20 protein-coding genes are annotated in these 21,723 nt (G+C 62.1%); 8 read left to right on the forward strand and 12 right to left on the reverse strand.

The annotated features are described in order from the left end of the window. Positions 1-24: 24 nt before the first annotated feature. From addA to regB, 7 genes are all read right to left on the reverse strand, one after another. A complete protein-coding gene (gene addA, locus EEB11_RS10610; RefSeq protein ID WP_135431133.1) occupies positions 25-3,387 on the reverse strand; it encodes a double-strand break repair helicase AddA in 3,363 nt (1,120 codons plus the stop codon). Next, a complete protein-coding gene (locus tag EEB11_RS10615; RefSeq protein ID WP_135431135.1) occupies positions 3,377-6,340 on the reverse strand; it encodes a PD-(D/E)XK nuclease family protein in 2,964 nt (987 codons plus the stop codon). Before EEB11_RS10615 ends, addA begins: the two co-directional genes overlap by 11 nt. Continuing rightward, a complete protein-coding gene (locus EEB11_RS10620; protein WP_135431137.1) occupies positions 6,333-7,040 on the reverse strand; it encodes a nucleotidyltransferase family protein in 708 nt (235 codons plus the stop codon). The genes EEB11_RS10615 and EEB11_RS10620 overlap by 8 nt, the downstream gene beginning before the upstream one ends. Further along, complete coding sequence (locus EEB11_RS10625) at positions 7,019-8,032, reverse strand: aminoglycoside phosphotransferase family protein (RefSeq protein WP_135431139.1); 1,014 nt, start codon at positions 8,030-8,032, stop codon at positions 7,019-7,021. Before EEB11_RS10625 ends, EEB11_RS10620 begins: the two co-directional genes overlap by 22 nt. Continuing rightward, positions 8,016-8,489, reverse strand: coding sequence for a tRNA (adenosine(37)-N6)-threonylcarbamoyltransferase complex ATPase subunit type 1 TsaE (tsaE, locus tag EEB11_RS10630; protein WP_135431141.1), 474 nt, complete (start codon positions 8,487-8,489; stop codon positions 8,016-8,018). Before tsaE ends, EEB11_RS10625 begins: the two co-directional genes overlap by 17 nt. A gap of 45 nt (positions 8,490-8,534) precedes the next feature. Further along, positions 8,535-9,848 carry a PAS-domain containing protein gene (locus EEB11_RS10635; protein ID WP_245298862.1) on the reverse strand — a complete coding sequence of 438 codons (1,314 nt, stop codon included), beginning with the start codon at positions 9,846-9,848 and terminating at the stop codon, positions 8,535-8,537. Between the two features lie 370 nt (positions 9,849-10,218). Continuing rightward, positions 10,219-11,607, reverse strand: a complete 1,389-nt coding sequence (gene regB, locus EEB11_RS10640; RefSeq protein ID WP_135431145.1) for a sensor histidine kinase RegB — start codon at positions 11,605-11,607, stop codon at positions 10,219-10,221. A gap of 92 nt (positions 11,608-11,699) precedes the next feature. On the opposite strand from regB, the gene EEB11_RS10645 reads away from it, so the two are divergent. The 3 genes from EEB11_RS10645 (at position 11,700) to EEB11_RS10655 (ending at position 13,350) form a co-directional block, all read left to right on the forward strand. Next, the gene (locus EEB11_RS10645; protein ID WP_135431147.1) at positions 11,700-12,338 is read left to right on the forward strand and encodes an SCO family protein; all 639 of its coding nucleotides are present in this window, start codon (positions 11,700-11,702) and stop codon (positions 12,336-12,338) included. 63 nt (positions 12,339-12,401) lie between these two features. Further along, positions 12,402-12,956 (forward strand): ActR/PrrA/RegA family redox response regulator transcription factor, encoded by a 555-nt coding sequence (locus EEB11_RS10650; RefSeq protein WP_135431149.1) that lies wholly within the window; start codon positions 12,402-12,404, stop codon positions 12,954-12,956. Between the two features lie 79 nt (positions 12,957-13,035). Further along, the gene (locus EEB11_RS10655; RefSeq protein WP_135431151.1) at positions 13,036-13,350 is read left to right on the forward strand and encodes an H-NS histone family protein; all 315 of its coding nucleotides are present in this window, start codon (positions 13,036-13,038) and stop codon (positions 13,348-13,350) included. A 43-nt stretch (positions 13,351-13,393) separates the two neighbouring features. Here the strand turns inward: EEB11_RS10655 and EEB11_RS10660 are convergent, their stop codons facing one another. Further along, positions 13,394-13,960, reverse strand: coding sequence for an HD domain-containing protein (locus EEB11_RS10660; protein WP_135431343.1), 567 nt, complete (start codon positions 13,958-13,960; stop codon positions 13,394-13,396). 175 nt (positions 13,961-14,135) lie between these two features. Here EEB11_RS10660 and EEB11_RS10665 point away from each other — a divergent pair, with 175 nt between their 5' ends. The 3 genes from EEB11_RS10665 (at position 14,136) to EEB11_RS10675 (ending at position 16,577) form a co-directional block, all read left to right on the forward strand. Next, complete coding sequence (locus EEB11_RS10665) at positions 14,136-14,558, forward strand: hypothetical protein (protein WP_135431153.1); 423 nt, start codon at positions 14,136-14,138, stop codon at positions 14,556-14,558. A gap of 105 nt (positions 14,559-14,663) precedes the next feature. Beyond that, positions 14,664-16,049, forward strand: a complete 1,386-nt coding sequence (gene ahcY, locus EEB11_RS10670; RefSeq protein WP_135431155.1) for an adenosylhomocysteinase — start codon at positions 14,664-14,666, stop codon at positions 16,047-16,049. A gap of 186 nt (positions 16,050-16,235) precedes the next feature. Beyond that, positions 16,236-16,577 carry a DUF2853 family protein gene (locus EEB11_RS10675; RefSeq protein WP_135431157.1) on the forward strand — a complete coding sequence of 114 codons (342 nt, stop codon included), beginning with the start codon at positions 16,236-16,238 and terminating at the stop codon, positions 16,575-16,577. Positions 16,578-16,832: 255 nt separating this feature from the next. Here the strand turns inward: EEB11_RS10675 and EEB11_RS10680 are convergent, their stop codons facing one another. Genes EEB11_RS10680 through tsaD form a run of 4 tightly spaced genes read right to left on the reverse strand, consistent with a single transcriptional unit; the run spans position 16,833 to position 19,590 of the window. Beyond that, a complete protein-coding gene (locus EEB11_RS10680; protein ID WP_135431159.1) occupies positions 16,833-17,255 on the reverse strand; it encodes an EVE domain-containing protein in 423 nt (140 codons plus the stop codon). Beyond that, complete coding sequence (locus EEB11_RS10685; RefSeq protein ID WP_135431161.1) at positions 17,252-17,524, reverse strand: YciI family protein; 273 nt, start codon at positions 17,522-17,524, stop codon at positions 17,252-17,254. The genes EEB11_RS10680 and EEB11_RS10685 overlap by 4 nt, the downstream gene beginning before the upstream one ends. A 3-nt stretch (positions 17,525-17,527) precedes the next feature. Next, entirely contained in the window at positions 17,528-18,502 is a 975-nt protein-coding gene (locus EEB11_RS10690) for an NAD(P)H-dependent glycerol-3-phosphate dehydrogenase (protein WP_135431163.1), read from the reverse strand. Next, the gene (gene tsaD, locus EEB11_RS10695) at positions 18,499-19,590 is read right to left on the reverse strand and encodes a tRNA (adenosine(37)-N6)-threonylcarbamoyltransferase complex transferase subunit TsaD (protein ID WP_135431165.1); all 1,092 of its coding nucleotides are present in this window, start codon (positions 19,588-19,590) and stop codon (positions 18,499-18,501) included. The genes EEB11_RS10690 and tsaD overlap by 4 nt, the downstream gene beginning before the upstream one ends. 45 nt (positions 19,591-19,635) lie before the next feature. Here tsaD and EEB11_RS10700 point away from each other — a divergent pair, with 45 nt between their 5' ends. Together EEB11_RS10700 and EEB11_RS10705 are read left to right on the forward strand one after the other, a co-directional pair. Then, positions 19,636-20,370: a uroporphyrinogen-III synthase gene (locus tag EEB11_RS10700; RefSeq protein WP_135431167.1), complete on the forward strand. Its 735-nt coding sequence runs from the start codon at positions 19,636-19,638 to the stop codon at positions 20,368-20,370. A gap of 81 nt (positions 20,371-20,451) precedes the next feature. After that, on the forward strand, positions 20,452-21,714 hold the full coding sequence (locus EEB11_RS10705; RefSeq protein WP_135431169.1) for a COG4223 family protein: 1,263 nt from the start codon (positions 20,452-20,454) through the stop codon (positions 21,712-21,714). Positions 21,715-21,723: the final 9 nt, after the last annotated feature.

Genomic DNA, 21,723 nt, shown 5'->3' on the forward strand with positions numbered 1-21,723 from the left:
AATGGAATATGTTCACCGTTTAAGCTAGGCATTGCCAGTCGAAAGGTCAAGCAAAGGGGCCCGGCCAAGCGCTGCAGTTACGGCTTCGGCATCAAGATGCATGAGTTTTGGGGCAGCCGTCCACAAGATCGCCGTTTCGATGCGCCTGTCCGGGTAGATCTGCGCGAGGGCATGGGCATAGGCCCCCATTTGCCGCAGGATGCCATCCGGCACCTGCGCGGGGGAATCCGGCACCACCCGGTTGGTCTTGAAATCGACCACAAGCACGCTGCCCGGTGTGATCACCATCCGGTCAATCGTCCCTGCCAGCTGCCGTTCGTGCAGGGTGGCGGTGACCGAGACCTCGGCCGATGTTTCGCGCGCGAACAGGGCGGTGGCCTCTGGCATCGACAGCACCGCCGTTGCCTCGGCCAGGAATGCGTCCGGATCAAACCCTTCTGGCGTCAGCGCGCGCGCCGTGGCGGGCCAGAGGGCGCGATCAAGGGCGGGCAGGGTTTCCAGCAGGCGGTGCAGGGCGGTGCCGCGTGACTTTGCCACCTCGACCGGGTCGCCCTCACCCGGCAGGGCCTTTGCGCCACCAAGATCAGAGGGCGACAGGGGCGCAAGATCGCGCGGCGCGTCGGGCGCTGGGGTGGCGACCCAGTCCGGCAATACGACAGCTGGCCTTTGTGGCACCGCAACCGGCGCGTTTGCCGGCCACAGTCCGGACTGGTGGCGCAGGCGTCCCGCCCCATCGGGCAGCGCGCCCAGCGCCTGCAGCCCGACCTCGACCTGCCGGTGCCAGGCCCATTTCTCGCGTGGTTTGGCCTCTTTGCCGCTGGTGATCTTGGCCTCTCCGGCCCCGGCCACGATCAGCCAGGACCGCGCGCGGGTCAGCGCCACATACAGCAGGCGCAGGTTTTCTTCGGCGATCCTTGCCTTGCGCAGCTCCAGCGCGGCTGCACTGTCCGGCGGGCTTTCTTTTTCGGGTGTTTTCCAGACCGGCAGGCCATCTGCCAGCCGGATCACCTCGGCATGGTCGCGCGGACTGCGGTCGGCGGTGTCGGGCAGAATGACGATGGGCGCCTCCAGCCCCTTGGAGCCGTGCACGGTCATCACCCGGATGTTCGACCCTTCGCTGTCCAACTGGCGTTTGACCTCGACCACGTCACTTTCCAGCCAGGTCAGGAAGCCGGTCAGGCTGGGCACATCATTGCTCTCATAGGCCAGCGCCTGATTGAGCAGCTCATCTATGCCATCCTCGGCCTCTGGCCCCAGCCGGGTCAGCAGGCGCTGGCGACCGTTGTGGCGCGTGAGGATGCGTTCCAGCATTTCATAGGGCCGCAAAAAATCGGCCTGACTGCGCAGATCGTTCAGAATATGCAGGGTGTCCGGCGCGTCCGCGTTGCGCAAGCTGGCCCAAAGGTGCCGCTCCTCCCGGCCATGCGCCAGCCGGAACAGCCGGTCTTCTGACCAGCCAAACAGCGGTGAGCGCAGGGTCGCCGCAAGGGAAAGGCTGTCTTCCGGCGTGGCCACAAAAGACAAGAGCGCCACCAGATCCTTGACCGCCAGCTCTTCGCCCAGCTTCAGCCGGTCGGCCCCAGCAATCGGCAATCCGGCCTGTTTGCAGGCGCGGATGATTTGCGAAAACAAGGTGCCGCGTGTCTGGACCAAGACCAGCACATCGCCCGCCTGCACCGGGCGGCTTTCGCCCTTCGCCGTGGGAATGTGTACGCCCGCATCAATCATCGCGCGGATTTCAGCCGCGATCATCCGGGCGAGCTCCACCGTGTGATGGCTGTCGGAAATCAGGTCAACCGGGTTCCAGCCATCCTCGTCCGCCGTGGTGTCGGCCTTGGGGATCAGCGGCCATAGATCGACCCGGCCCGGAAGCGTGTCGAAGAAGGCCAGATGCCGCGGCGGGTCCCCCAGCGCTGCCGGAAAGGCATCGCCAAAGGTGGCGTCCACCACATCCAGAATGGCCCGCGATGACCGGAAGGAATAGTCCAGCGTGCGGTCCTGCATCGGCTGTGTGATGGCGGCAAACTTTGCCGCGAAATCCTGACGCCGCGCCTCGAACGCGGTCAGATCCGCGCCTTGAAACGAATAGATCGACTGCTTCTTGTCGCCCACCACAAACAGCGTGCGGGTCTTGTCGCTGACCCCGCGTCCGGCGGTGAACTCGGCCGTCAGCTTTTCGATCACCTGCCATTGCGCGGGAGAGGTATCCTGCGCCTCGTCCACCAGAATATGGTCGATGCCGCCATCCAGCCGGAACAGCACCCATGCCGCAAGGCCGGGGTCGTTCAGCAAGCGGCCTGCCTTGCGGATCAGGTCGTCAAAGTCGAGGAATCCCCGGTCGGCCTTGCGGGTGGTGTAAAGCCGCAGGAAGACGCGCGCAAAATCATGCAGCGCCAGTGTCTTTTCTGCCGCCTCCAGCGCCACGCGCGACGCCCGTGCGCCCTCGACCCGGCCCATCAGATTGCGCAACCGTTCCCCCAGCGGGCCAAGGGCATTGCGCAGGTCTTTGGCCGGAAAATCGTTCACCTTTGCCTGATTGGCCCGCGCGCCTGATCCGAACAGGAAGACGCTTTCCAGCATCTGCAGGCTGCGCAGATCAGGCACAAACGGGTCCATCGTGGCCAGTTTGTTCCCGGCCTTCTGGTCATTCACGCCGCTCCCAGCCAGCCGCGCGGTCAGTTCAGCCAGAATATCGCCCTCATCGCCCAGAAACACCGATGCCAACAGCCGGTCGAGAGTGAGGCTTTCCGGCTGGCCAAACCTCGCAAGCGCTGCGGTTCGCGACAGCGGACGTTCAAAGTCATCGGCGCGGGTGCAGATCTCGTTCATCAGGGTGCCGAAATCTTCGGCCGTATAATGCCGCGCCAGAGTGGCCGCCTGTTCCGGGGCAAGCCGGTCTGCCATGTCCTGCACGATATCATCGCGCAGAGTTCTGGCGGTCCGGTCGTCCATTTCCTTGAAGCCGGGGGTGACGCCCGCCTCCAGCGGATAGCGGCGCAGCAGCGTGGCGCAAAAGCTGTGGATGGTCTGGATGCGCAAGCCGCCCGGCGTTTCAATCGCGCGGGCGAACAGCTGCCGCGCCAAGGCAAGCTGGTTCGCATCCAGCGTCTGCCCTTCGCCCAGATCGGTCAGATCGGCGCGCAGGGCATCATCCGGTTTCATCGCCCATTCGCCCAGACGGCGGAACAGGCGGTTCTGCATCTCGGTCGCGGCGGCTTTGGTATAGGTCAGGCACAGAATGTGCTGTGGCTGCACCTTGTTGAGCAGCAATCGCGCCACGCGGTCGGTCAGCACCCGGGTCTTGCCCGACCCAGCATTTGCCGACAACCATGTCGACAGCGCCGGTTGTGCGGCGGCCCGTTGGGCAAGGCTTGCGTCATGCGTCATGTGATGCCCCTCTGCCCACGGGTTGCGGGTCTGGCGTGTCGGTCATTTCCCATTCGCCAAACCGCGCCAGGTGGTCGTAATCGCCGGGGAAGCGTTCGGTGAACACGGCGCGGCGTGAGGTGTAGCCTTGTCCCAACCGTGTGTAGGACCCGATCAGATGGTACAATCCGTCGCGGACCGCGGCCAGCTTGTCCTCGGTGATCTCATCTTCCGTCACCTTGCCGGATGACCCAAGGCCGACATAGGTGATCTTGGCCACCTGTTGCGGTCCCAGCCCCTTGAACCCGCCGTCTTCTGCGATCAAAGCCGCCAGATGCAGTTGCTTGGCAAATGATTTCTGAGCCTGCTCCGTTGGTGGGCTGCCGGTCTTGTAGTCGATCAGATGCAGCTTGCCGCCAGGCAGCAGGTCGATGCGGTCGGGCGTGCCGAACAGGGTGAAGCTCAGGTCTTGCAACACCAGCTCGCCCCGGCCTTCGACCAGTATCGTCTCGCCCCCTTCGGCGGCATCGACGGTCAGGAAGTGGCTGGCCAACCGCTGCATCCGCGCGGCCCACAGGGCGCGGGCGGCGGGCCAGGGCACTGATGCGTCCAGCACCCGGGCGGTGATCTGCATCAGCCGCGCGTGGGCGGCGTCGCGGTCTTCCTGTGGCGGTCTTTCGCGCGCGAAACATTCCAGAATTTCATGCACCACTGTCCCACGGTCGCGGGCGTCGGGGGCCTGACGGATCGGGTCGAGCGGGCGCAGGTTCAGCACCTTGTCGGCATAGATGGCATAGGGATCGCGGATCAGCACCTCGATCCGGGTCAGTGACAGCGCGTCTGGTCGCGCCGTCAGTGGCGGGCAGGGCGAGGGGCGCCGGGCAGGGCGCAACCCGGCATCCGGGTCCGGCAAGGCCCGGTCCATCGCGGCGGCGCGGTCCAGCCAGAGCTGGCCACGCGCGCGCATCTGGCGCAGGGCTTCGGGGCCGTTGGTGTCGGGCAAGCCCGCCATCAGGTTGGTCAACCGGTTGATCCATCGCGATGGCACAGTTTCAGCCTCGGCATTGCGCAGCGCGCGCGACAGAACCACCGTTGTCGCGGCAATGGCCTGCTGAAAATCATGCGCCGACAGGCCGATGCGCCGTTCGGGCAGCAAAAGCCCCGCGTCCATCCGCATCTTGCGGTTCAGCCAGGAATCGGGCGGGGGCAGGGCGGGCCATGTCCCGTCATTCAGGCCCGCAAGAATGACCAGTTCTGCCCCCTGAACCCGCGCCTCCAGCGTGCCCCAGATCATGATGCCCGGATGGGCGATCATCGGCGCGCGCACCTCTTCGCCCGAGATCAGACCCTCGAACAGATCGCGGAATTCGCCGGGGGTCAGGGTGCCGCCATGGGCAGCCTCTGCCTCCAGCTGCGTCAGGAACGCCAGCGCCGCTTCGCCCGCCGCCTCTTCCCACAGCCGCCCGGTGCCCTCTGGGGCCGGACCGCGTGACAAGCGTTCGGCAAGGGTGCGGGTGCGGGCAAGATGGTCGGCCAGATGCACGGGGCCTGCCTCTGCCAGCCCGTCCAGCGCGCCGGCCAGAGCCGTGGCCCAGCCAAGCGCGTGCGCGTTACGCTGCACCATGGCCCAGGCGATCAGATCGGGTCCGGTCGGAAAGGCCGGACCTTCGCGCCGCAGTTTCAGCTCCAGATCGCGCGACAACAGCAGATGCTGGCCCCGGTCCATCGACGACGCCGTCAGCGGGTGTTTCAGCATCGTCAGCAGCGCGTCAGAGGTCAGCTTTTGCCCGAACAACCGCACGACATGGCGCAGGAACCGCCCGGGGGCCGATTGGTTCAGCGGCACACCGGCGCTGTCATCCGGGCGGATGCCCCAGCGGTCCAGCGCCGCCGCGACCTGCCGGGTCAGCACCCTGTCGGGTGAGATCAGCGCGGCCGGAACCTGCCGCTCCGCCGCATCACGCAGGATCAGCGCGATCGACAAAGCCTCTTGCCGCGGGGAGGCGGCCTCCATCAGCGTCGTCCCCTCCATCGCCACGGTCAGGTCAAGCAGATCCGGCCCCTCAATCAGCCATTGATCTGTAACCGGGGCAGGGCGCAGGGCCAGCGACACCACCTTGTTGCGTGCCGCACTTGGCGGCGCGGTGTCGTGCCAAGGTCGAATGTCTGCAGGCGCGGTGCCCGTCAGCGCCATCAGTTTGCGGAAACGGTATTGCGGATGATCCTCACTGGTCAGTGCGTCATCCAGACCCTGCCAGACCTGTTCCGGCATATCGAAATCATAGCCCGGCAGGATGATCGCGCCATGGGGCAGCCGGGCCACCGCCTGCATCAAAAGCGCCGTCGTGCCGCGCGACCCGGTGGAACCGGCAATGATCACCGGATCGGCGGGCGGCGTTCTGGACCAGAGATCGGCCAGCATCAGCACAAGGCGGCGCTGACGGCCCTCGGTGTCCATCTGATGATCATCGGCAAAGAACGGCGCGATGATGGTCAGGAATTCGCGGGTGCGCGCCCAGTGTTCGGAATGGTCCGACACATCCAGCGCGGCAACCCGGTCGGGAGTGACCCCTTCGCCCTGCATTTCCGACATCAGCGCAGACAGGCTTTCGGCCAGATCGGCCAGCGCAGAACGGGGCGCAAGATCGGGCAGGTTGTCCAGCAGCCGCCCGATCAGAACGGTCAGTTGCAGTTTGCTGCGCAAGGCGGGGATGGCGGGGGGCAGGGCAGGCGATGCGATGTCCGGCTCCAGATCCGTGACCAGCCGGATGCGCGGCAGGAACCCCGCCCCCTGCTGGCCGAACAGCTGAACCACGCGGCGTCGCATGCGTGTGGTGTTCAGGTAAAGCGTCACGCGGGCCATCGCCTCGGGCGGCTGGCCCTGCAACCTTGCGCGCAGACCCGCCACGACTGCAGCCGGGAAATCCACGCCGGGCGGAACAGCGAACAGGCGGGGCTCTTCGGGGCTAAACATCGGGCCAGTCCTTTGCGGCGCGCACCATGGCCTCGGCCTCGGCAATCCCGTCCGGGTGGCCGACATCGCACCAGTCGCCGCGGTGCAGGACGCCATAAGCGCGGCCTGCCGCCATGGCGCGTGTCCACGGGGCGTGCAGGGAAAACGACGCCTCGGTTTCGGTCAGAAGCCGGGGATGGATGATCTGTGCGCCCAGATACAGGAACCCGTCCCGGCCCCTGGCCCAATCCACCTTGCCGGTGTCGTCCATGATGAAATCTGACCGGCCCGTTGCACTGCGCGCCTGCGCTGCGGGCAACAGCAGGAACAACTGGTCCATTCTGTCACCGTCCCACGCCTGCATCAGGGTGGTCAGGGGGTTGGGGCCGGTCCAGACCGCATCGGTGTTCAGGGTCAGTACCGGACCTGAAGCCATCAGCGGCAGCGCGGCCTTAAGCCCGCCGCCGGTGTCAAGAATTGCGTCGTGTTCCCATGACAAACCGATGCCGCTGCCCGAAAGATGCGCTGCCAGCTGATCGCCCCGGTAATGCAGGTTTGCCACCAGATGCGTCACTCCGGCCTGCGCAGCAACCCGCCGTGCGTGGTCAATCAGCGGCAGGCCGGCAACCTTGATCAGCGGTTTGGGCTGATGCGCGGTGAGCGCGCCCATGCGGGTGCCAAAGCCGGCGGCGAACAACATCAGGGGGAAGGGCTGGCGCATTGGTCCCCGATCTTTTGCAAAACGGTATCGGTTGGGGCGGGCAGAAGGCCATCGCACACCGCCCGAAGGTCAGACAGCGCCGGATGGGACAGGTTGCCCTGCAGCTGCCGCCAGACCCGTGGGATCAGCTTCAGATAACCGGGTTTGCCGCCCACAAGGCACAGGCGCGCGAATATGCCCAGAATGCGCAAGGACCGCTGCGCGCCCAGCGCCGCGCAGGAGGCTTCAAACGCCGGGACATCCCGCCCGGTTTCCTTGGCGAAATACAATGTCATGTCGGACGCTACATCGGGCGAGACATCGCGACGGGCATCCTGCAGCAAGGACACCAGATCATACCCCGGCTGGCCCATCTGGGCGAGTTGGAAGTCGAGCAGGCCCACCGCCGCCACACCTTGCCGTTGGGGCAGATGCAGCAGGTTTTCCGCATGATAATCCCGCAAGATCAAGACCCTTGACCCATCCGCATGGGCTTGCAGGGCGTCGGTCAGGGTCTGGACAAATTCCACCGAAGATGGACGCTGACCGGTCGCCGCAAAGGCGTACCAGTCCAGTGCAAATGTGGCTGCCTGCGCCCAGTCGGCCGCCGACAGGTCCGGCAGGCCTGCAGGGGCGGATTGTGCCTGAAGCCGGACCAGAACATCCGTTGCTGCGCGATACAGGACCGGTTCCTGCGTAGTTGAGGTTTCCAGTACGCGCGCGAACAGGGCATCGCCAAGATCTTCGATCAGCAGGAAGCCCTGCGTCAGATCTTGCGCCAGAATGTCGGGGGCTGACAGGCCGATCCGGCGCAAATGCGCCGCGATAGAGACGAAAGCCGCCGTATCATCCGCCGTTCCGGGCGGCGCATCCATCAGGACGGCAGTCTGCGCCCCGCGCGTCAGCCGGTCATAACTGCGGTCAGAGGCGTCGCCCGCCAGAAACCGCCGCACAGCCTGCCCCCAGCCGTTTGCCGCCAGAAAGGCGGTGGAGGCCTCAGAGCGCCGGGTCATGCAGCGCCTTTTCCAGTGCGGGGCGGCCGTCAAAGGCAAACGCGGCGCGCCGGCCCTCTGCCTCCGGGGTCAGGGTCAGATGGATCGCGTTCTGCGGGAGGTAACGCCCAAGCCGGTCGGGCCATTCGATCAGACAGATCGCGGTGGACATCGCCTCTTCCAGCCCAAGTTCCATCACCTCATCCGGATGGGAAAGCCGGTACAGATCAGCGTGCCAGACATCGCCCGCAGCGTCTTCATACGTCTGCACCAGCGTGAAGGTCGGGGAAGGGACATCTTCCATCCGGTGCAGCCGCGCCCTGATAATGGCGCGCGACAGATGCGATTTTCCGGCCCCGATCGGCCCGGTCAGCAACAGCGTGTCGCCCGGCACCAGATGCCCGGCCAAAAGCCCGCCAAGGCTGTCGGTTGCGTCTTCGGAGGGCAGGAATAGCTGGAGGCGCGTTGCATGGCACATGCACCCTGTTTTACGTCTCCGCCGCGCCGCCGCAAGTCTCTGTCTTCAGGCGGTACGTCTTTCGGCACTTTCGGACACCAGATCGGCAGCACCACGCCCGACCCTGAAGCCGACAAGGGTCGCCCCGCCGGCCAGTGGCAACAGACGGCAGGTGACCAGACGCCCGTCGAGCATGCGCACATCTGCGGACCAGGGCTGACGGTCGCCGACGGTGCAGACAAACTCTTCGGCCTCGGCCCACAGCGCGCTGGGCGCGGACTTGCTGCACCAGTGGCGTGCCAATGATGTGATCCCGACACTGGCCAGACTGTCTGACGGATCGTGTTCCCACAGCTTTGTATAATTCGCATTTGTCATCACCAACATCCCGGTTTCGGAAAACACGGCCATCGCTTCGTCCATTGAATCGATGACAGACTGACCCAGTTCCATATCTGCGCGATAGCGGCGGGTGCGGGTGATTTCGGTTGAAATGTCTTCGATCATCAGCGCAAGCGCCCCGTTCGGATGGGGCCGTCCCACAACCTTGTAGGTCTGACCGCCCGGCAAGTTCCACGTCTCTTCATAAACACCTGATGCCGCCGCCCGTTCGATATCTGTGATCTGATTGCGCCAGTCGTGATAATCCTTGGGTTCGGGAACCATGCTGCGGTCGCGCAGGGCGTCAAGGACCGACAGAAGCGACGGGCGCAGAGACAGGAAATCCGGCTGCAACCCGGTCAGGTCCAGAAGCGCCGGATTGAAAAGCTGCAACTGCCGCCTGTTGTCAAAAATCGCCAAGCCGATCGGAAGATGTGCAAAGGTTTTGGTCAGAGTCTGCATGAAATCGCGCAAGGTGGTTTCTGCGTGGACGGCAGAATCCGCCGGCAGGGCATAGATCCTGCGGCCATCGTCATCAGGCATGCTCACAAGTTCGAACCACTGCTCCCGCCCATCAGGAAACCGCAGGATCTGCCGCTGGCCACTGACGCCTTGCAGGATGGCGGTCCGGTCAAACAGCTTTGGCAAGGGCCAGGTCAACTCTTGCCCCTGCGCCAGAAGATCACCTGCACGCAGCAGATAGGCGGTATTGGCCCAGACGACGTCTCCATTGTCCTTTTCGCGCCACGCCAGAAACGGTGCGTGTGACACGATTGACCGCAAGAAGGCCAGATCGTCGCTCATCGATCTTTGGGCCAGCAGGTCATAGCCAAAAGATGCGCCGCGCGATTCCGGGTCGATCAGGGTGATATGTGTCAGCCCGCCACGGTATTCCGCCAGCAACAATATGGTCTGACCTGACTCGTCCTCGGCGGCAAGGGTGACGGCCCCTTGTTCCGGCAGTTTGGTAAGGTGCTGGTCAACCTGTGGAAATGACATGGACAGATGGACAAGCAGTTTTGCCCAATCTGACCCTGGCACTGCCGAGGCAGCGATAACAGCGCGACCGCCCGGCGTACAATCTATCATAACCTCGCCATCGAACAGGAACAGGGTGCCTTTCTGACGTTCGTCGAAAATACTGCTGCGAACGGGAATCTTGCTCCCATGGAAAGCGGCCGCCAGCAGAATGCTACCCAGAGCTGACAGAACCGCAGCAAGACCCATTCCGAGCCCCAAGACGAAATGCGAATCCATAAAGCTTCCAATTCCAGCAGTTCCCTACAACTTAAGCGTTAGTCCGTTAACGAAAAGTTAACCAATATCTTACAGCCAAGGCTATCTTAAGCTGCGCTTTCAAATGAATATTTTACGACTGTATCGGCTCATTCGGGCCAAGCCCTTGGTGGTCGGTCTGAACAAGTTTCTCTAGCGGCCATTTGACCTCGACAATGGCTCCACTGCGTATGGGTCGATCTTCGGGGCCCAGAAACGGATCTGATCCGTTAGCGAACGTGAGTTCTGCCCCCGTCCGCTCCAGAAGTGTTTTTGCAATGAACAATCCAAGCCCCATTCCTTCATATTCAGGTCGCACCACAAGATCCTGTGAAGACCTTCGGCTGCGCACGAAAGGGTCACCGATCCGACCGATAACGTGCGACGGAAAACCGTCTCCGTCATCGACAATGCGGATGGTCAGGGTTGTGAGGCTCCATTCGCCCTGAATCCAGACGGTGGTCTGCGCGAAATCTACCGCATTCTGTATAAGATTGCGCAGACCATGAATCACCTCGGGACGGCGCCTGACATTCGGCTGCCGTTCGCCCGCCCCATGACGGGGCAGGAATGTCAGGTCCAGACGCTTGCCGCGGCCTTGATGCGGCTCTGCGGCCTCGGTCACCAGCATCGACAGGGGCACGGTGCGCATGTGCAGGTCATCCTTTCCTGCGCGCCCCATCGAATGCAGGATGTCACGGCAACGGTTGGCCTGATCGCGGATCAGCCGGGCATCCTCCTGCAGCTCCGGCTGATCCTCCAGCGCGTCGATCATCTCGGCGGAGACCAGCTTTATGGTGGCAAGGGGTGTCCCCAGCTCATGTGCCGCCGCGGCCACCACGCCGCCAAGGTCGGTCAGCTTCTGTTCCCGCGCCAAGGCCATCTGGGTTGCAAGCAGGGCATCGGACATTGACCTGATCTCTGTCGCCACCCGTCGCGAATACAGGCCCAGAAACAGAATGCCGATCACGATGGACAGCCAGAATCCGAAGCCGAACAGCACCGGAACCGATAGCGCCGATCCGTCGGCATAAAGCAGCGGCACATGGACAAAGGCGATCAGGGTGATGAAGATGATCGACAGGCTTCCCAGCAACAGCGTTGTCCGCAGCTCCAGCGCCGACGCAGAGATGGTGACCGGTGCAAGGATCAGCAGTGCGAACGGGTTCGCCAGGCCCCCGGTCAGATACAACAGGAAGGAAAGCTGAGACAAATCGAACAGCAGGGTCAGCATCGCCTCGGTCTCTGACAGGCGTTTGCTTTCGGGGAAAACGAACACCGACACCAGGTTGGCTGTGATCGAGGCACCGACCGCAAGATAGCAAAGCCCGAGCGGCAGCTGCATGTCATAATAGCGGTCAGCGACAGTGATTGCGGCAAGTTGTCCGACGATGGCCATCCATCGCAGCAAAATAAGGGTCCGCAGCCGGACCCAGTCGCTGCGCGTATCACGGGAAAGCAGACCGGAATCGGGGGAAAGCATGGCATCCCTTGTTCAAAGATACTAGGAACGCCAGTGTTAGGCCTGCCACGGGCAGGGATCAATGCGGCGATTGCGCAGACAGGATGCTTGAAATGACCAAAACGTATGCTGCGGTCGCTGCCGCCGCCGTTGTGGGGCTGCTGGGTGGAACCGCCCTGTATATCTTTCTTCAGACCGATGGCGATGCCTTTGCGCAATGCCGGGGCGGTCAGATCGGCGGTGGCGATATTGGTGGCCCCTTCACGCTTGTCGATGATACGGGCGCTACGGTTACGGATGCAGATGTTCTGGCCAAACCGGCGCTGATCTATTTTGGTTACACGTTTTGCCCCGATGTTTGCCCGATTGACGTCGCCCGCAATGCCGAAGCCGTGGATATTCTGGAAGAACAGGGCTTTGACGTGACGCCGGTTTTCATTTCGGTCGATCCCGAGCGTGACACGCCCGAGGTTCTGGCGGAATTCACCGATTACCTTCACCCGAATATGGTTGGCCTGACCGGTTCGGCCGATCAGGTCAGAGTGGCGTCACAGGCCTACAAAACTTTCTACCGCAAGCAAGATGGCGGCGACCCGGAGTTTTATCTGGTTGATCACTCCACCTTCACATATCTTACGCTGCCAGGCGTCGGCTTTGTCGATTTCTTCCGCCGCGAAGATACGGCAGTTCAGATGGCAGAGCGGGTGGCATGTTTTGTTTCAAATGCGCCAACGTCGCAGGCAAGCCGATAAATTGACGCCGGGGGCAGGCAAGCTACCTACCCAAGCACAAAGACAGAGCAGACGGAGAAAAAAATGGCTGAAGACGTCACGGCAGATCTGGGCCCGGATCGCACTCTGCTTTTGGTCGATGACGATGAGCCATTTGTCAAACGCCTTGCCCGCGCGATGGAGCGCCGGGGGTTCATTCCCGAAACCGCCGAAAGTGTTGCGGCGGGAAAGGCCATCGCGCAGTCGCGACCACCGGCCTATGCCGTGGTGGACCTGCGGCTTGAAGACGGGAATGGGCTGGATGTTGTCGAGGCGTTGCGCGAGCGGCGCCCTGATTGCCGTATCGTCGTGCTGACAGGATATGGTGCCATTGCGACGGCGGTTGCGGCCGTAAAAATCGGCGCCACAGATTATCTGTCAAAGCCTGCCGACGCAAATGATGTCACCAATGCCCTGCTGGCAAAAGGCGCGTCGATGCCCGGACCGCCCGAAAACCCGATGTCGGCAGACCGGGTGCGGTGGGAACACATTCAGCGCGTCTATGAAATGTGTGATCGCAACGTGTCCGAAACCGCACGCCGGCTGTCGATGCATCGGCGGACGCTGCAGCGGATCCTTGCCAAACGCGGACCGAAATAAATCTGTCAAAGAGCTTGCTTGAATTAAGACTGATTTGGGATTAATCAGGCTTAGAAGACTGCATGCAAGGATATAAGACATGGACATCAATCTGAATGAAATGTCGCTTAAAGAGCTGAAGGATCTTCAGTCTCAGGTTGCAAAAACGATTAACGGTTTCGAAGATCGCAAGAAGAAAGAAGCTTTGGCAGAGCTGGAAGACAAGGCCCGGGCCATGGGGTTTTCCCTCGCAGAGCTGACTGGCCTTGCACAACCGCGCAAGCGGACGCCCGCCGTCGCAAAATACGCGAATCCGGCCGATGCATCTGATACGTGGTCGGGCCGCGGGCGAAAGCCACGCTGGTTTGAAGCGGCCCTGAAGGCCGGAAAAAAGCCGGAAGATATGTCAATCTGATGTGCAAATGCCATCCCTCGGGGTGGCATTTTCATCTGATCCGTCAACCAAGTTCGGCCATCAAAGCGGAATGGCGTTCGATGAAATTGGCACGCACCTCTGCCGGGGCGCGGGGCTGAACATCAAGCCCATCGATAAGTGCGGCATCTGGCCTTCCGAAAAGCTTGTTGGCTTCGGCTTCCGAAAAGCCTGCAATCCGCACAGCCTCCATCCAGGCCGAGATCCGGTCTGCCGATTTGATCTGCGCCTTGATGGCAGCGGGCAATAGCGCCGGCAGGCCGAACCGCAGATGGATGGCGGCGGTCAGTCGTTCATCCAGCGCGCCATATTCCGGCCCGACTGCGGATTTGACCGGCGATATCATATCCCCGATGACATATTCCGGCGCATCATGCAGCAGGGCGGCAAGCTTCCATTTCGGCAAACTGTCTGGATGTTGCCGGCAGAGGATTGTTTCAACCAGCAGGGAATGCTCTGCCACCGAATAGGGCCAGTCGCCGTGGGTCTGGCCATTCCAGCGGGCCACAAAAGCCAAGCCGTGGGCAATATCCTCGATCTCGATATCGACGGGGGTCGGGTCCAGCAAATCAAGCCGCCGGCCAGACAGCATCCTTTGCCACGCGCGCTTTGGTTTCGCCACAGTCAGCCTCCGTGCATCATTCCAATGGGGTGGTAGCGCAGTCGCTTTGCAGGATCAAATTCAATCAAAATGGACCAATGGAACTTTTCCGGGATCAGGGCGTTGCCATTGCGACTGTCTGATTGAAAGAACACGGAACAGAAAAATGTTCAATCCGCTCCCCATGCTCGCTCTTTCGGCCGTTGCACTCGGCTATTCCGGTGCGATTAATCGCGCTGAAAGCTCGCTTCAGGTTTCTCCTGTCGCATCGGTAACCGGCTTCGCGGCCACGCCAGATCTGTCGGTTCAGGATTTTGTCGCCTCCCTCCCCGAAACCATGCAGGATCCGCTTTGCGCTGCGCGTGACGTGATCACTGCCGATCTTTCACAGGATTTTGCGGAATCTCTGGAGGCATCGCTGGTTCAGGATCGGGGTGTCAGCCTTGAGGTCTGGGCGTCTGATATCATGGGCACGTGGACGGTTCTTCATGTCGAGCATGAGGGGCTCGCTTGCATCGTATCGTCTGGTTTCGGTTGGACCGAAAGCACCACGGCAGCAGACGTTTTGCAAGACCGGCCGCTTAGTTAAGGCATCCCCGTCGGACATACCATCCGCTGCATTGTCTGGTTTGCCGCGTTGTTTAAGATAGGTTTCGATGATAAGGCCACGTTCAAATGACAGGAGTTTTTGAACATGGCTGACTATATCGTAAAAGACATCTCGCTTGCCGAATTCGGGCGCAAAGAGCTGACCATCGCGGAAACCGAAATGCCCGGCCTGATGGCTTGCCGCGAAGAGTTCGGGGCCAGCCAGCCGCTGAAAGGCGCGCGCATTGTCGGCTCGCTGCACATGACCATCCAGACAGCCGTTCTGATCGAAACCTTGACGGCCCTTGGTGCCGATGTGCGCTGGGCGTCGTGCAACATTTTCTCAACCCAGGATCACGCCGCCGCCGCGATTGCCGCAGGCGGCACGCCGGTGTTTGCGGTCAAAGGTCAGACCCTGACCGAGCATTGGGATTATCTGGACCGCTCGTTCATGTTCCCCGATGGCGCGAACATGATCCTTGATGACGGCGGCGATGCCACCCTCTACGTCCTGCTTGGCGCCCGTGCCGAAGCAGGGGAAGAGATCCTTGGCGTGCCCACTTCGGAAGAGGAAGAGGTGATCAAGGCGCAGATTCACAAGCGCATGAAGGAAAGCCCAGGCTGGTTCACCAAGACCAAAGCTGCGATCAAGGGCGTGTCGGAAGAAACCACCACGGGCGTTCACCGCCTGTATGATCTGCACAAGAAGGGCGATTTGCCCTTCCCGGCAATCAACGTCAATGACTCCGTCACCAAGTCGAAGTTCGACAACAAATACGGCTGCAAGGAATCGCTGGTTGACGGCATCCGTCGCGCGACCGACACGATGATGGCCGGCAAGGTGGCCGTTGTCTGCGGCTACGGTGATGTGGGCAAGGGCTCGGCCGCGTCGTTGCAGGGGGCAGGTGCCCGCGTCAAGGTTACCGAAGTAGACCCGATCTGCGCGCTTCAGGCCGCGATGGACGGGTTTGAAGTGGTGCTCCTGGAAGACGTGGTCGCCTCGGCCGATATCTTCATCACCACCACCGGCAACCGCGACGTGATCCGCATCGAACATATCCGCGAAATGAAGGATATGGCGATCGTCGGCAACATCGGCCATTTCGACAATGAAATTCAGGTCGCGGCGCTTAAAAACCACAAGTGGACCAATATCAAGGAACAGGTCGACATGATCGAGATGCCGAACGGCAATCGCATCATCCTGCTGTCCGAAGGCCGCCTGCTGAACCTGGGCAATGCCACGGGCCACCCGTCTTTCGTGATGTCGGCCTCGTTCACCAATCAGGTACTGGCCCAGATCGAACTCTGGACCAAGGGAACAGAGTACAAGCCCGGGGTTTATATCCTGCCCAAGGCGCTGGATGAAAAAGTGGCGCGTCTGCATCTGAAAAAGATCGGCGTGAAACTGACAGAGCTGCGCCGCGAGCAGGCCGATTACATCGGCGTCTCGGTTGAAGGGCCGTTCAAGTCTGATCACTACCGCTACTGAGATAAACCTAAAGTGCATGCCGCTCCCCACAGGTGGGGGGCGGCAAAGGCAATCTTGCGCCCGGTACTGCCGTGCAAGTGCCATGACTTTTCTCTTGGTACACGAACCCTTTTCTGCCTAGAGTTTTAAGGGCCAAGGCCAAATTTGCCTTGGCGGGGTGGAACCAGGACTGACAGGGACAAAAGCATGAGCAAGCGCGACGAATTGATTGCCAAATACGCCGAAGACCTTTCCTCGAAATGCAGCATGACAGCCGACATGCCGTTGCTGACCAAGGTGACAATCGGCTGCGGCCCGGCCATTTACAGCGATGACGCTTCAACGGTGGCGGGCAGCGACCCGGCAGAGCTTGAGACGATCAGGAAAAACTTCCTGATCAAGAAGCTTGGGCTTGAGGATGGCCCCAAGCTGATGGAAGCGATCAACGCCGTGATTGATACCTATGGCCGATCGAACCGCAGCAAATATCGTGCGGTTGTCTATTACATGCTGGTCAAGCACTTCGGCAAAGAGGCCGTTTACAAATAACCACGGCAAGCGCAGGCCCGGACAGTTTTAACTGTGTCGCGCTTGCGTGCTGCGGTGAAAGCGGCCTAATGTGATCTGGACAGGCAGGATGCCTCGGACACTTTTCCAGAATACGTGTGGTGCTAGGGGACACGTGGGGTGGATGGAGGGTCCTTTCTGGGCATTGGGCCCTCCATTTCCAATTTTTGTGCGGGTCGGACAGGACGTCAATGTTCCGCATCTGTGTGCGTCCGGGCCGATCGTGTCGGTCTGCACTTAGTCAGGGGCCGTTTGCGCCATGGCGCAGACGGTTGCCCATTCCTGTTCGGTTACAGGCTGAACCGAAAGGCGGGTGTTCTTGACCAGCGCCATGCTTTCCAGCCCCGGGGTGATCTTGCAATCGTCCAGTGTAACAGGCTGTTTCACAGGCCTGACCGCCTTGATGACCACACAATCCCAGCGGGGATCATCGCTCGTGCTGTCTGGCGCGCTTGTCCGGATAACCTCGACAATGCCGACAATCTCTTTGCCCACATTGGAGTGATAGAAAAAGCCGCGGTCGCCGACCTTCATCGCCCGCATGTTGTTGCGGGCCTGATAGTTTCTGACGCCGGTCCATTCTTCGCCTTCATTGCCACGGGCAACCTGCTGGCCCCAGCTCCAGGCATCAGGCTCTGACTTGAACAGCCAGAACGTCATCCCACCACCTTTTTCCATTCGCGGATCGTCACGCTTTGGAACAATCCGGCTTTGGCATATGGGTCGGCCTCGGCCCAGCTGTGGGCCTGATCCATGGTGTCGACCGTCAGAATCACCAGACTACCGGTCATGCCACCGTCTGCGTCCAGAAACGGGCCTGCCATTTCCACAATCCCGCTGGACGCGATGTGGTCCAGATGGGCCGCCCGATTGTCGAGACGGGTTTGAAGATGATCGGGCTTGTCGATGCAGATCAGGGCAGCGCGCATGTCTTATTCCTCTTTCAACGGGCGGGACATCAGGGCCTGAATGGCCATGGGGACGGTGATACTTCCGGCTGTCACCTGTGCCACCATGCTGGTAACGGGCAGGTCTTCCAACAGGCCAAGCGCCATTGTCCGGCGCAAAACAGCTTGCGAGGTTGCGACCCCTTCAACCGTGATCGACGGATCGGTGCGGTCCCCACGACCCAGCGCCAGTCCGTGGGCATAGTTGCGCGACTGGCTGGATGTGCAGGTCAGCACCAGATCGCCCAGACCAGACAGGCCCATAAGGGTTTCCGGCCTTGCGCCCAGGCTGACCGAAAAGCGCACCATTTCTGCGAACCCACGCGTCATCAGCGCGGCCCGCGCGCTTTCACCCAACCCGGCGCCCATCACAATGCCAGCGGCGATTGCGATGACATTTTTCAGCGCTCCACCCAGTTCGGCACCGATCACATCGGAATTGCGATAGATCCGCAGGATGGGGCCAGACAGAACGGCTTGCATCTGCTGACTGGCCACTTCCTTTGTGCTGGCAAGGGTCAACGCGGTGGCAAGGCCCTTTGCAATATCCGTCGCAAAACTCGGGCCGGTCAGGATCATCGCCGTGGCGCTCGGGCAGACATCCGCGATCAGCGCAGTCGGACCCTTTTGCGTGGTCAGATCCATGCCCTTGCAGCAGGCGACCAAAGACCGGCCATCGAGCATCTTGCCATGTGTTGCCAAAAATCGGGAAAGCTCTTGCATCGGCACGGCCAGAAGAACAGCCGGGCAGACCGACAAATGCGCCAGTTCCGCTGTAACAGACACGGTATCGGGCAGTGTTGCACCGGGCAGTCTTTGCACGTGCCGGGTCTTTGCCATCATGTCGGCTGCCGCCCTGTCGCGCGCCCAAAGCCGTACCGTCTGCCCCTGCTTTGCCAGAGCAATGGCCAAAGCCGCGCCAAAGGCACCGGCTCCGGCGATGCCTATGGGCGCGGTCATGCCTTGGCGCCCTTCTTGCCCGACCCGATCATCGCCGGTGCCGTCTGGTCCAGCGGCCAGCGCGGGCGAGCAGACAGGGTGAAGTCATCATGGTGGCCAAGCCGGAACCGTTCGATCCCGGCAAAGGCGATCATGGCCGCATTATCGGTACAAAGCCGCAGCGGCGGAGCCAGAAAGCGCACGGCCCTTGCGTGGCAAAGCGTCTCTAACGCTGCGCGAATGGGCTGGTTCGCAGCCACGCCACCCGCAATCGCAAAGGCCGGAACCGGCGGGTCAGACTCCAGATAGACATCCAGCGCGCGGCGGGTTTTTTCCTGTAGGACCGCCGCCATTGCGGTCTGGAACCCGGCGCAAAGATCCTGCCGGTCTGCAACCGTCAGCCCGCCCCTTTGCGCGATCACCCCATCGCGTGCCCGCAGCACCGCCGTTTTCAGGCCCGAAAAGGACATGTCGCAGCCGGGCCTGTCCAACAACGGGCGCGGCATCACAAAGCGCGCCGTATTGCCCCTTGCCGCCTCTGCCTCTACCGCCGGTCCACCGGGCTGGGGCAGGCCCAGCAGTTTGGCAATCTTGTCAAACGCCTCTCCCGGCGCGTCGTCAATGGTGCCGCCGATGCGGCGAAACTCTTCTGGCCCATCGACGATCAGAAACTGGCAATGCCCGCCCGAGACCAGAAGCATCAGATAGGGAAAACCCAGCCCGTCGGTCAGGCGTGGCGTCAGCGCATGCCCCGCCAGATGGTTGACCCCGACCAGCGGCAACCCGGTCCCGGCAGACAACCCCTTGGCCAGCATCACGCCGGACAAGACCCCGCCGATCAGCCCCGGGCCTGCGGTGACCGCGATGCCGTCAAGGTCGGCAAAGGTTACCCCCGCCTCTGCCATCGCGCGTTCGACGCAGAAATCGAGCCGTTCCACATGGGCACGTGCGGCAATTTCGGGCACGACCCCGCCGAAGGCCGCATGAAGATTGACCTGCCCTTCCACCACCGAAGACAGAATCTCGGCACCCGTCCCAGACCGCACAACTGCGGCAGCAGTGTCATCGCAGCTTGATTCGATTCCAAGGAAGGTCAGGCTTTTGTGCATGGTCCGCCGTTGCGCCAGAGGATATCAGCAGGTAACACCCTAAGCATGCTCTCGCAATCCCGCGCCCTGCCAGTGTTGATCACCCGGCCCGAGCCGCAGGCGAGCCGTTTCGCCGCCGCGCTGCGCCATCGCTACGCGGACCGGGTTGTTCCTGTGATGACTCCGCTGCTGGCGCCAAAATTCCTTCACCCTGATCTGCGGGCGATGTCTTTCCGGTCGTTGGTCCTGACATCGGAAACCGGCGCGCGCGCGGCGGCCCGGCTTGATGGCCTGCCACGCCATGCGTTTTGTGTGGGGGACAGGACCGCCGATGTTGCCACAGACCTCGGGTTTCGGGCACATTCCGCAGCAGGGGATGCCAACGATCTGTTTCAACTGTTGCTGACCCAGCCTGATCATGCGCCCTTTCTGCACTTGCGGGGACAAGACACGCGGGGCGATCTGGTGGCGCGGCTGAATGCCGCTGGGCTTACGGCGCATGAGGCGGTTGTCTACGCTCAGGAACCTGTCGCAATGGCGCAAGATGCGATTACCGCCCTGTCTTCCGGCGATACGGTCCTTGTGCCGCTGTTTTCACCCCGAAGTGCCACGCTGTTCCGCGCCGCAGTGCTGCGTGACATACCGGATGACTCCGTGCTGCTTCGGCTGCGCATCATTGCATTCAGCGCCGCCGTGGCCGAACCTTTCACCGACTGCCCGCCAGACCACATTTCAATCGCCGCTGCGCCCCGATTGGCGGAACTGTTCTTTGCACTGGATCGTTTTATCTTCACGGCTTGATGCGCCAAGAGTTGCAGGATTAGGATTGCACATGACGCACACAGGCTCCGCTCTCTCAAAGTAATGTCAGGAATGCCCACAATGGCCAAACGCCCTCCTTCAAACCCATCGGAAGAAGCGGATCTTGTGAAGCCGGCTGACGACCTCGCACCTGCGGATTCGACAGGTGAGGCCGTACCCGAAGCCGTGACTGTAGAGCCCGTGGCGCTGGACGAGCCGCCGCGCACCGAGGCGGCAGCGCACGACGAAATCCCTTTGGCAACAGACACCGAAGACTCTGTCGTGCCAGAGGCAGACAGGCCAGCCCCGCAGACAACGGCCCCGCCCCCGGAAAAATCGGGTGGCGGCGGGTTTCTGGGCACCGCTTTGGGGGGGGTGGTGGCCGCCGCCGCCGGGTATGCTCTGGCGATCTTTGTGCCGCTTCCCGGAATGGGCATCTCAGACGCGCCACCGGTGGCAACGCAGGCTGACCTGCAGGCACTTGCGGGCCGGATCGAGGCGCTTGAATCCGCCCCGGCCCCGGACTCACGACTTGAAGACCGGTTGGCAGCGCTGGAAGCCCGGTCAGAGCCGGAAGCTGCGCCGCAGCCCGATTTGTCGCCCCTGACGGACAGCCTGACCGGCCTCGAAAGCCGGATTGCCGCGATCGAATCGCGCCCTGCCGCCCTGTCCGGCGAAGGGGTTCCGGCGGATCTGGTCGCGCTGGTTGAACAGCTTCGGGCAGAGATTGCCGAAATTCAGTCTTCCGGTGCGTCATCATCGGCGGACATCGAAGCGCTGGCCGCCCAGACCGAGGAACGTCTGGCGCAGGCCGAGGCGCAGGCAGCCAGCTTGCGCGCAGAGGCAGAGGCCACAGCGCAACGAGCCGTGACCGCAGCGGCGCTGAGCCGCTTGCAGGCCGCATTGGAAAGCGGCGCTCCATTTTCCGGGGCCTTGGCAGACCTTTCCGGCACCGAAGTGCCGCCATCTCTTTCCGCCCTTGCAGAAACCGGCGTGCCATCACGCAAGCTGCTGGAAGATGGCTTCCCCGCCGCAGCCCGCGCGGCATTGGACGCCTCGCGCCGGGCAGACATGGGCGACGGGTGGACCGAACGGCTTGGCAGCCTGTTTCAGGCCACGACCGGCGTAAGGTCGCTGACCCCGCGTGAAGGCACCGACCCGGATGCCGTGCTGTCCCGGGCAGAGGCGGCGGTTGCCACCGGCGATCTGGCACAGGCGCTTGCAGAGCTGCAGGGCCTGCCTCCGGAAGGGCTTGCCGAAATGGCGGAGTGGTCTGCACTGGCCCAGCAGCGTCTGACTGCGCTGGAGGCTGTCGCCTCTCTGTCCGCTGCCGTGAAAGAGTAGGATAAGCAG

This window comes from Pseudotabrizicola sediminis, from assembly GCF_004745575.1.
Classification (GTDB): Bacteria; Pseudomonadota; Alphaproteobacteria; order Rhodobacterales; family Rhodobacteraceae; genus Pseudotabrizicola; species Pseudotabrizicola sediminis.

Bases quoted from the DNA above. Each gene is read 5' to 3' on its own strand.
- addA (WP_135431133.1), bottom strand. From the start codon at position 3,387: ATGACGCATGACGCAAGCCTTGCCCAACGGGCCGCCGCACAACCGGCG.
- EEB11_RS10615 (WP_135431135.1), bottom strand. From the start codon at position 6,340: ATGTTTAGCCCCGAAGAGCCCCGCCTGTTCGCTGTTCCGCCCGGCGTG.
- EEB11_RS10620 (WP_135431137.1), bottom strand. From the start codon at position 7,040: ATGCGCCAGCCCTTCCCCCTGATGTTGTTCGCCGCCGGCTTTGGCACC.
- EEB11_RS10625 (WP_135431139.1), bottom strand. From the start codon at position 8,032: ATGACCCGGCGCTCTGAGGCCTCCACCGCCTTTCTGGCGGCAAACGGC.
- tsaE (WP_135431141.1), bottom strand. From the start codon at position 8,489: ATGTGCCATGCAACGCGCCTCCAGCTATTCCTGCCCTCCGAAGACGCA.
- EEB11_RS10635 (WP_245298862.1), bottom strand. From the start codon at position 9,848: ATGTCATTTCCACAGGTTGACCAGCACCTTACCAAACTGCCGGAACAA.
- regB (WP_135431145.1), bottom strand. From the start codon at position 11,607: ATGCTTTCCCCCGATTCCGGTCTGCTTTCCCGTGATACGCGCAGCGAC.
- EEB11_RS10645 (WP_135431147.1), top strand. From the start codon at position 11,700: ATGACCAAAACGTATGCTGCGGTCGCTGCCGCCGCCGTTGTGGGGCTG.
- EEB11_RS10650 (WP_135431149.1), top strand. From the start codon at position 12,402: ATGGCTGAAGACGTCACGGCAGATCTGGGCCCGGATCGCACTCTGCTT.
- EEB11_RS10655 (WP_135431151.1), top strand. From the start codon at position 13,036: ATGGACATCAATCTGAATGAAATGTCGCTTAAAGAGCTGAAGGATCTT.
- EEB11_RS10660 (WP_135431343.1), bottom strand. From the start codon at position 13,960: ATGCTGTCTGGCCGGCGGCTTGATTTGCTGGACCCGACCCCCGTCGAT.
- EEB11_RS10665 (WP_135431153.1), top strand. From the start codon at position 14,136: ATGTTCAATCCGCTCCCCATGCTCGCTCTTTCGGCCGTTGCACTCGGC.
- ahcY (WP_135431155.1), top strand. From the start codon at position 14,664: ATGGCTGACTATATCGTAAAAGACATCTCGCTTGCCGAATTCGGGCGC.
- EEB11_RS10675 (WP_135431157.1), top strand. From the start codon at position 16,236: ATGAGCAAGCGCGACGAATTGATTGCCAAATACGCCGAAGACCTTTCC.
- EEB11_RS10680 (WP_135431159.1), bottom strand. From the start codon at position 17,255: ATGACGTTCTGGCTGTTCAAGTCAGAGCCTGATGCCTGGAGCTGGGGC.
- EEB11_RS10685 (WP_135431161.1), bottom strand. From the start codon at position 17,524: ATGCGCGCTGCCCTGATCTGCATCGACAAGCCCGATCATCTTCAAACC.
- EEB11_RS10690 (WP_135431163.1), bottom strand. From the start codon at position 18,502: ATGACCGCGCCCATAGGCATCGCCGGAGCCGGTGCCTTTGGCGCGGCT.
- tsaD (WP_135431165.1), bottom strand. From the start codon at position 19,590: ATGCACAAAAGCCTGACCTTCCTTGGAATCGAATCAAGCTGCGATGAC.
- EEB11_RS10700 (WP_135431167.1), top strand. From the start codon at position 19,636: ATGCTCTCGCAATCCCGCGCCCTGCCAGTGTTGATCACCCGGCCCGAG.
- EEB11_RS10705 (WP_135431169.1), top strand. From the start codon at position 20,452: ATGGCCAAACGCCCTCCTTCAAACCCATCGGAAGAAGCGGATCTTGTG.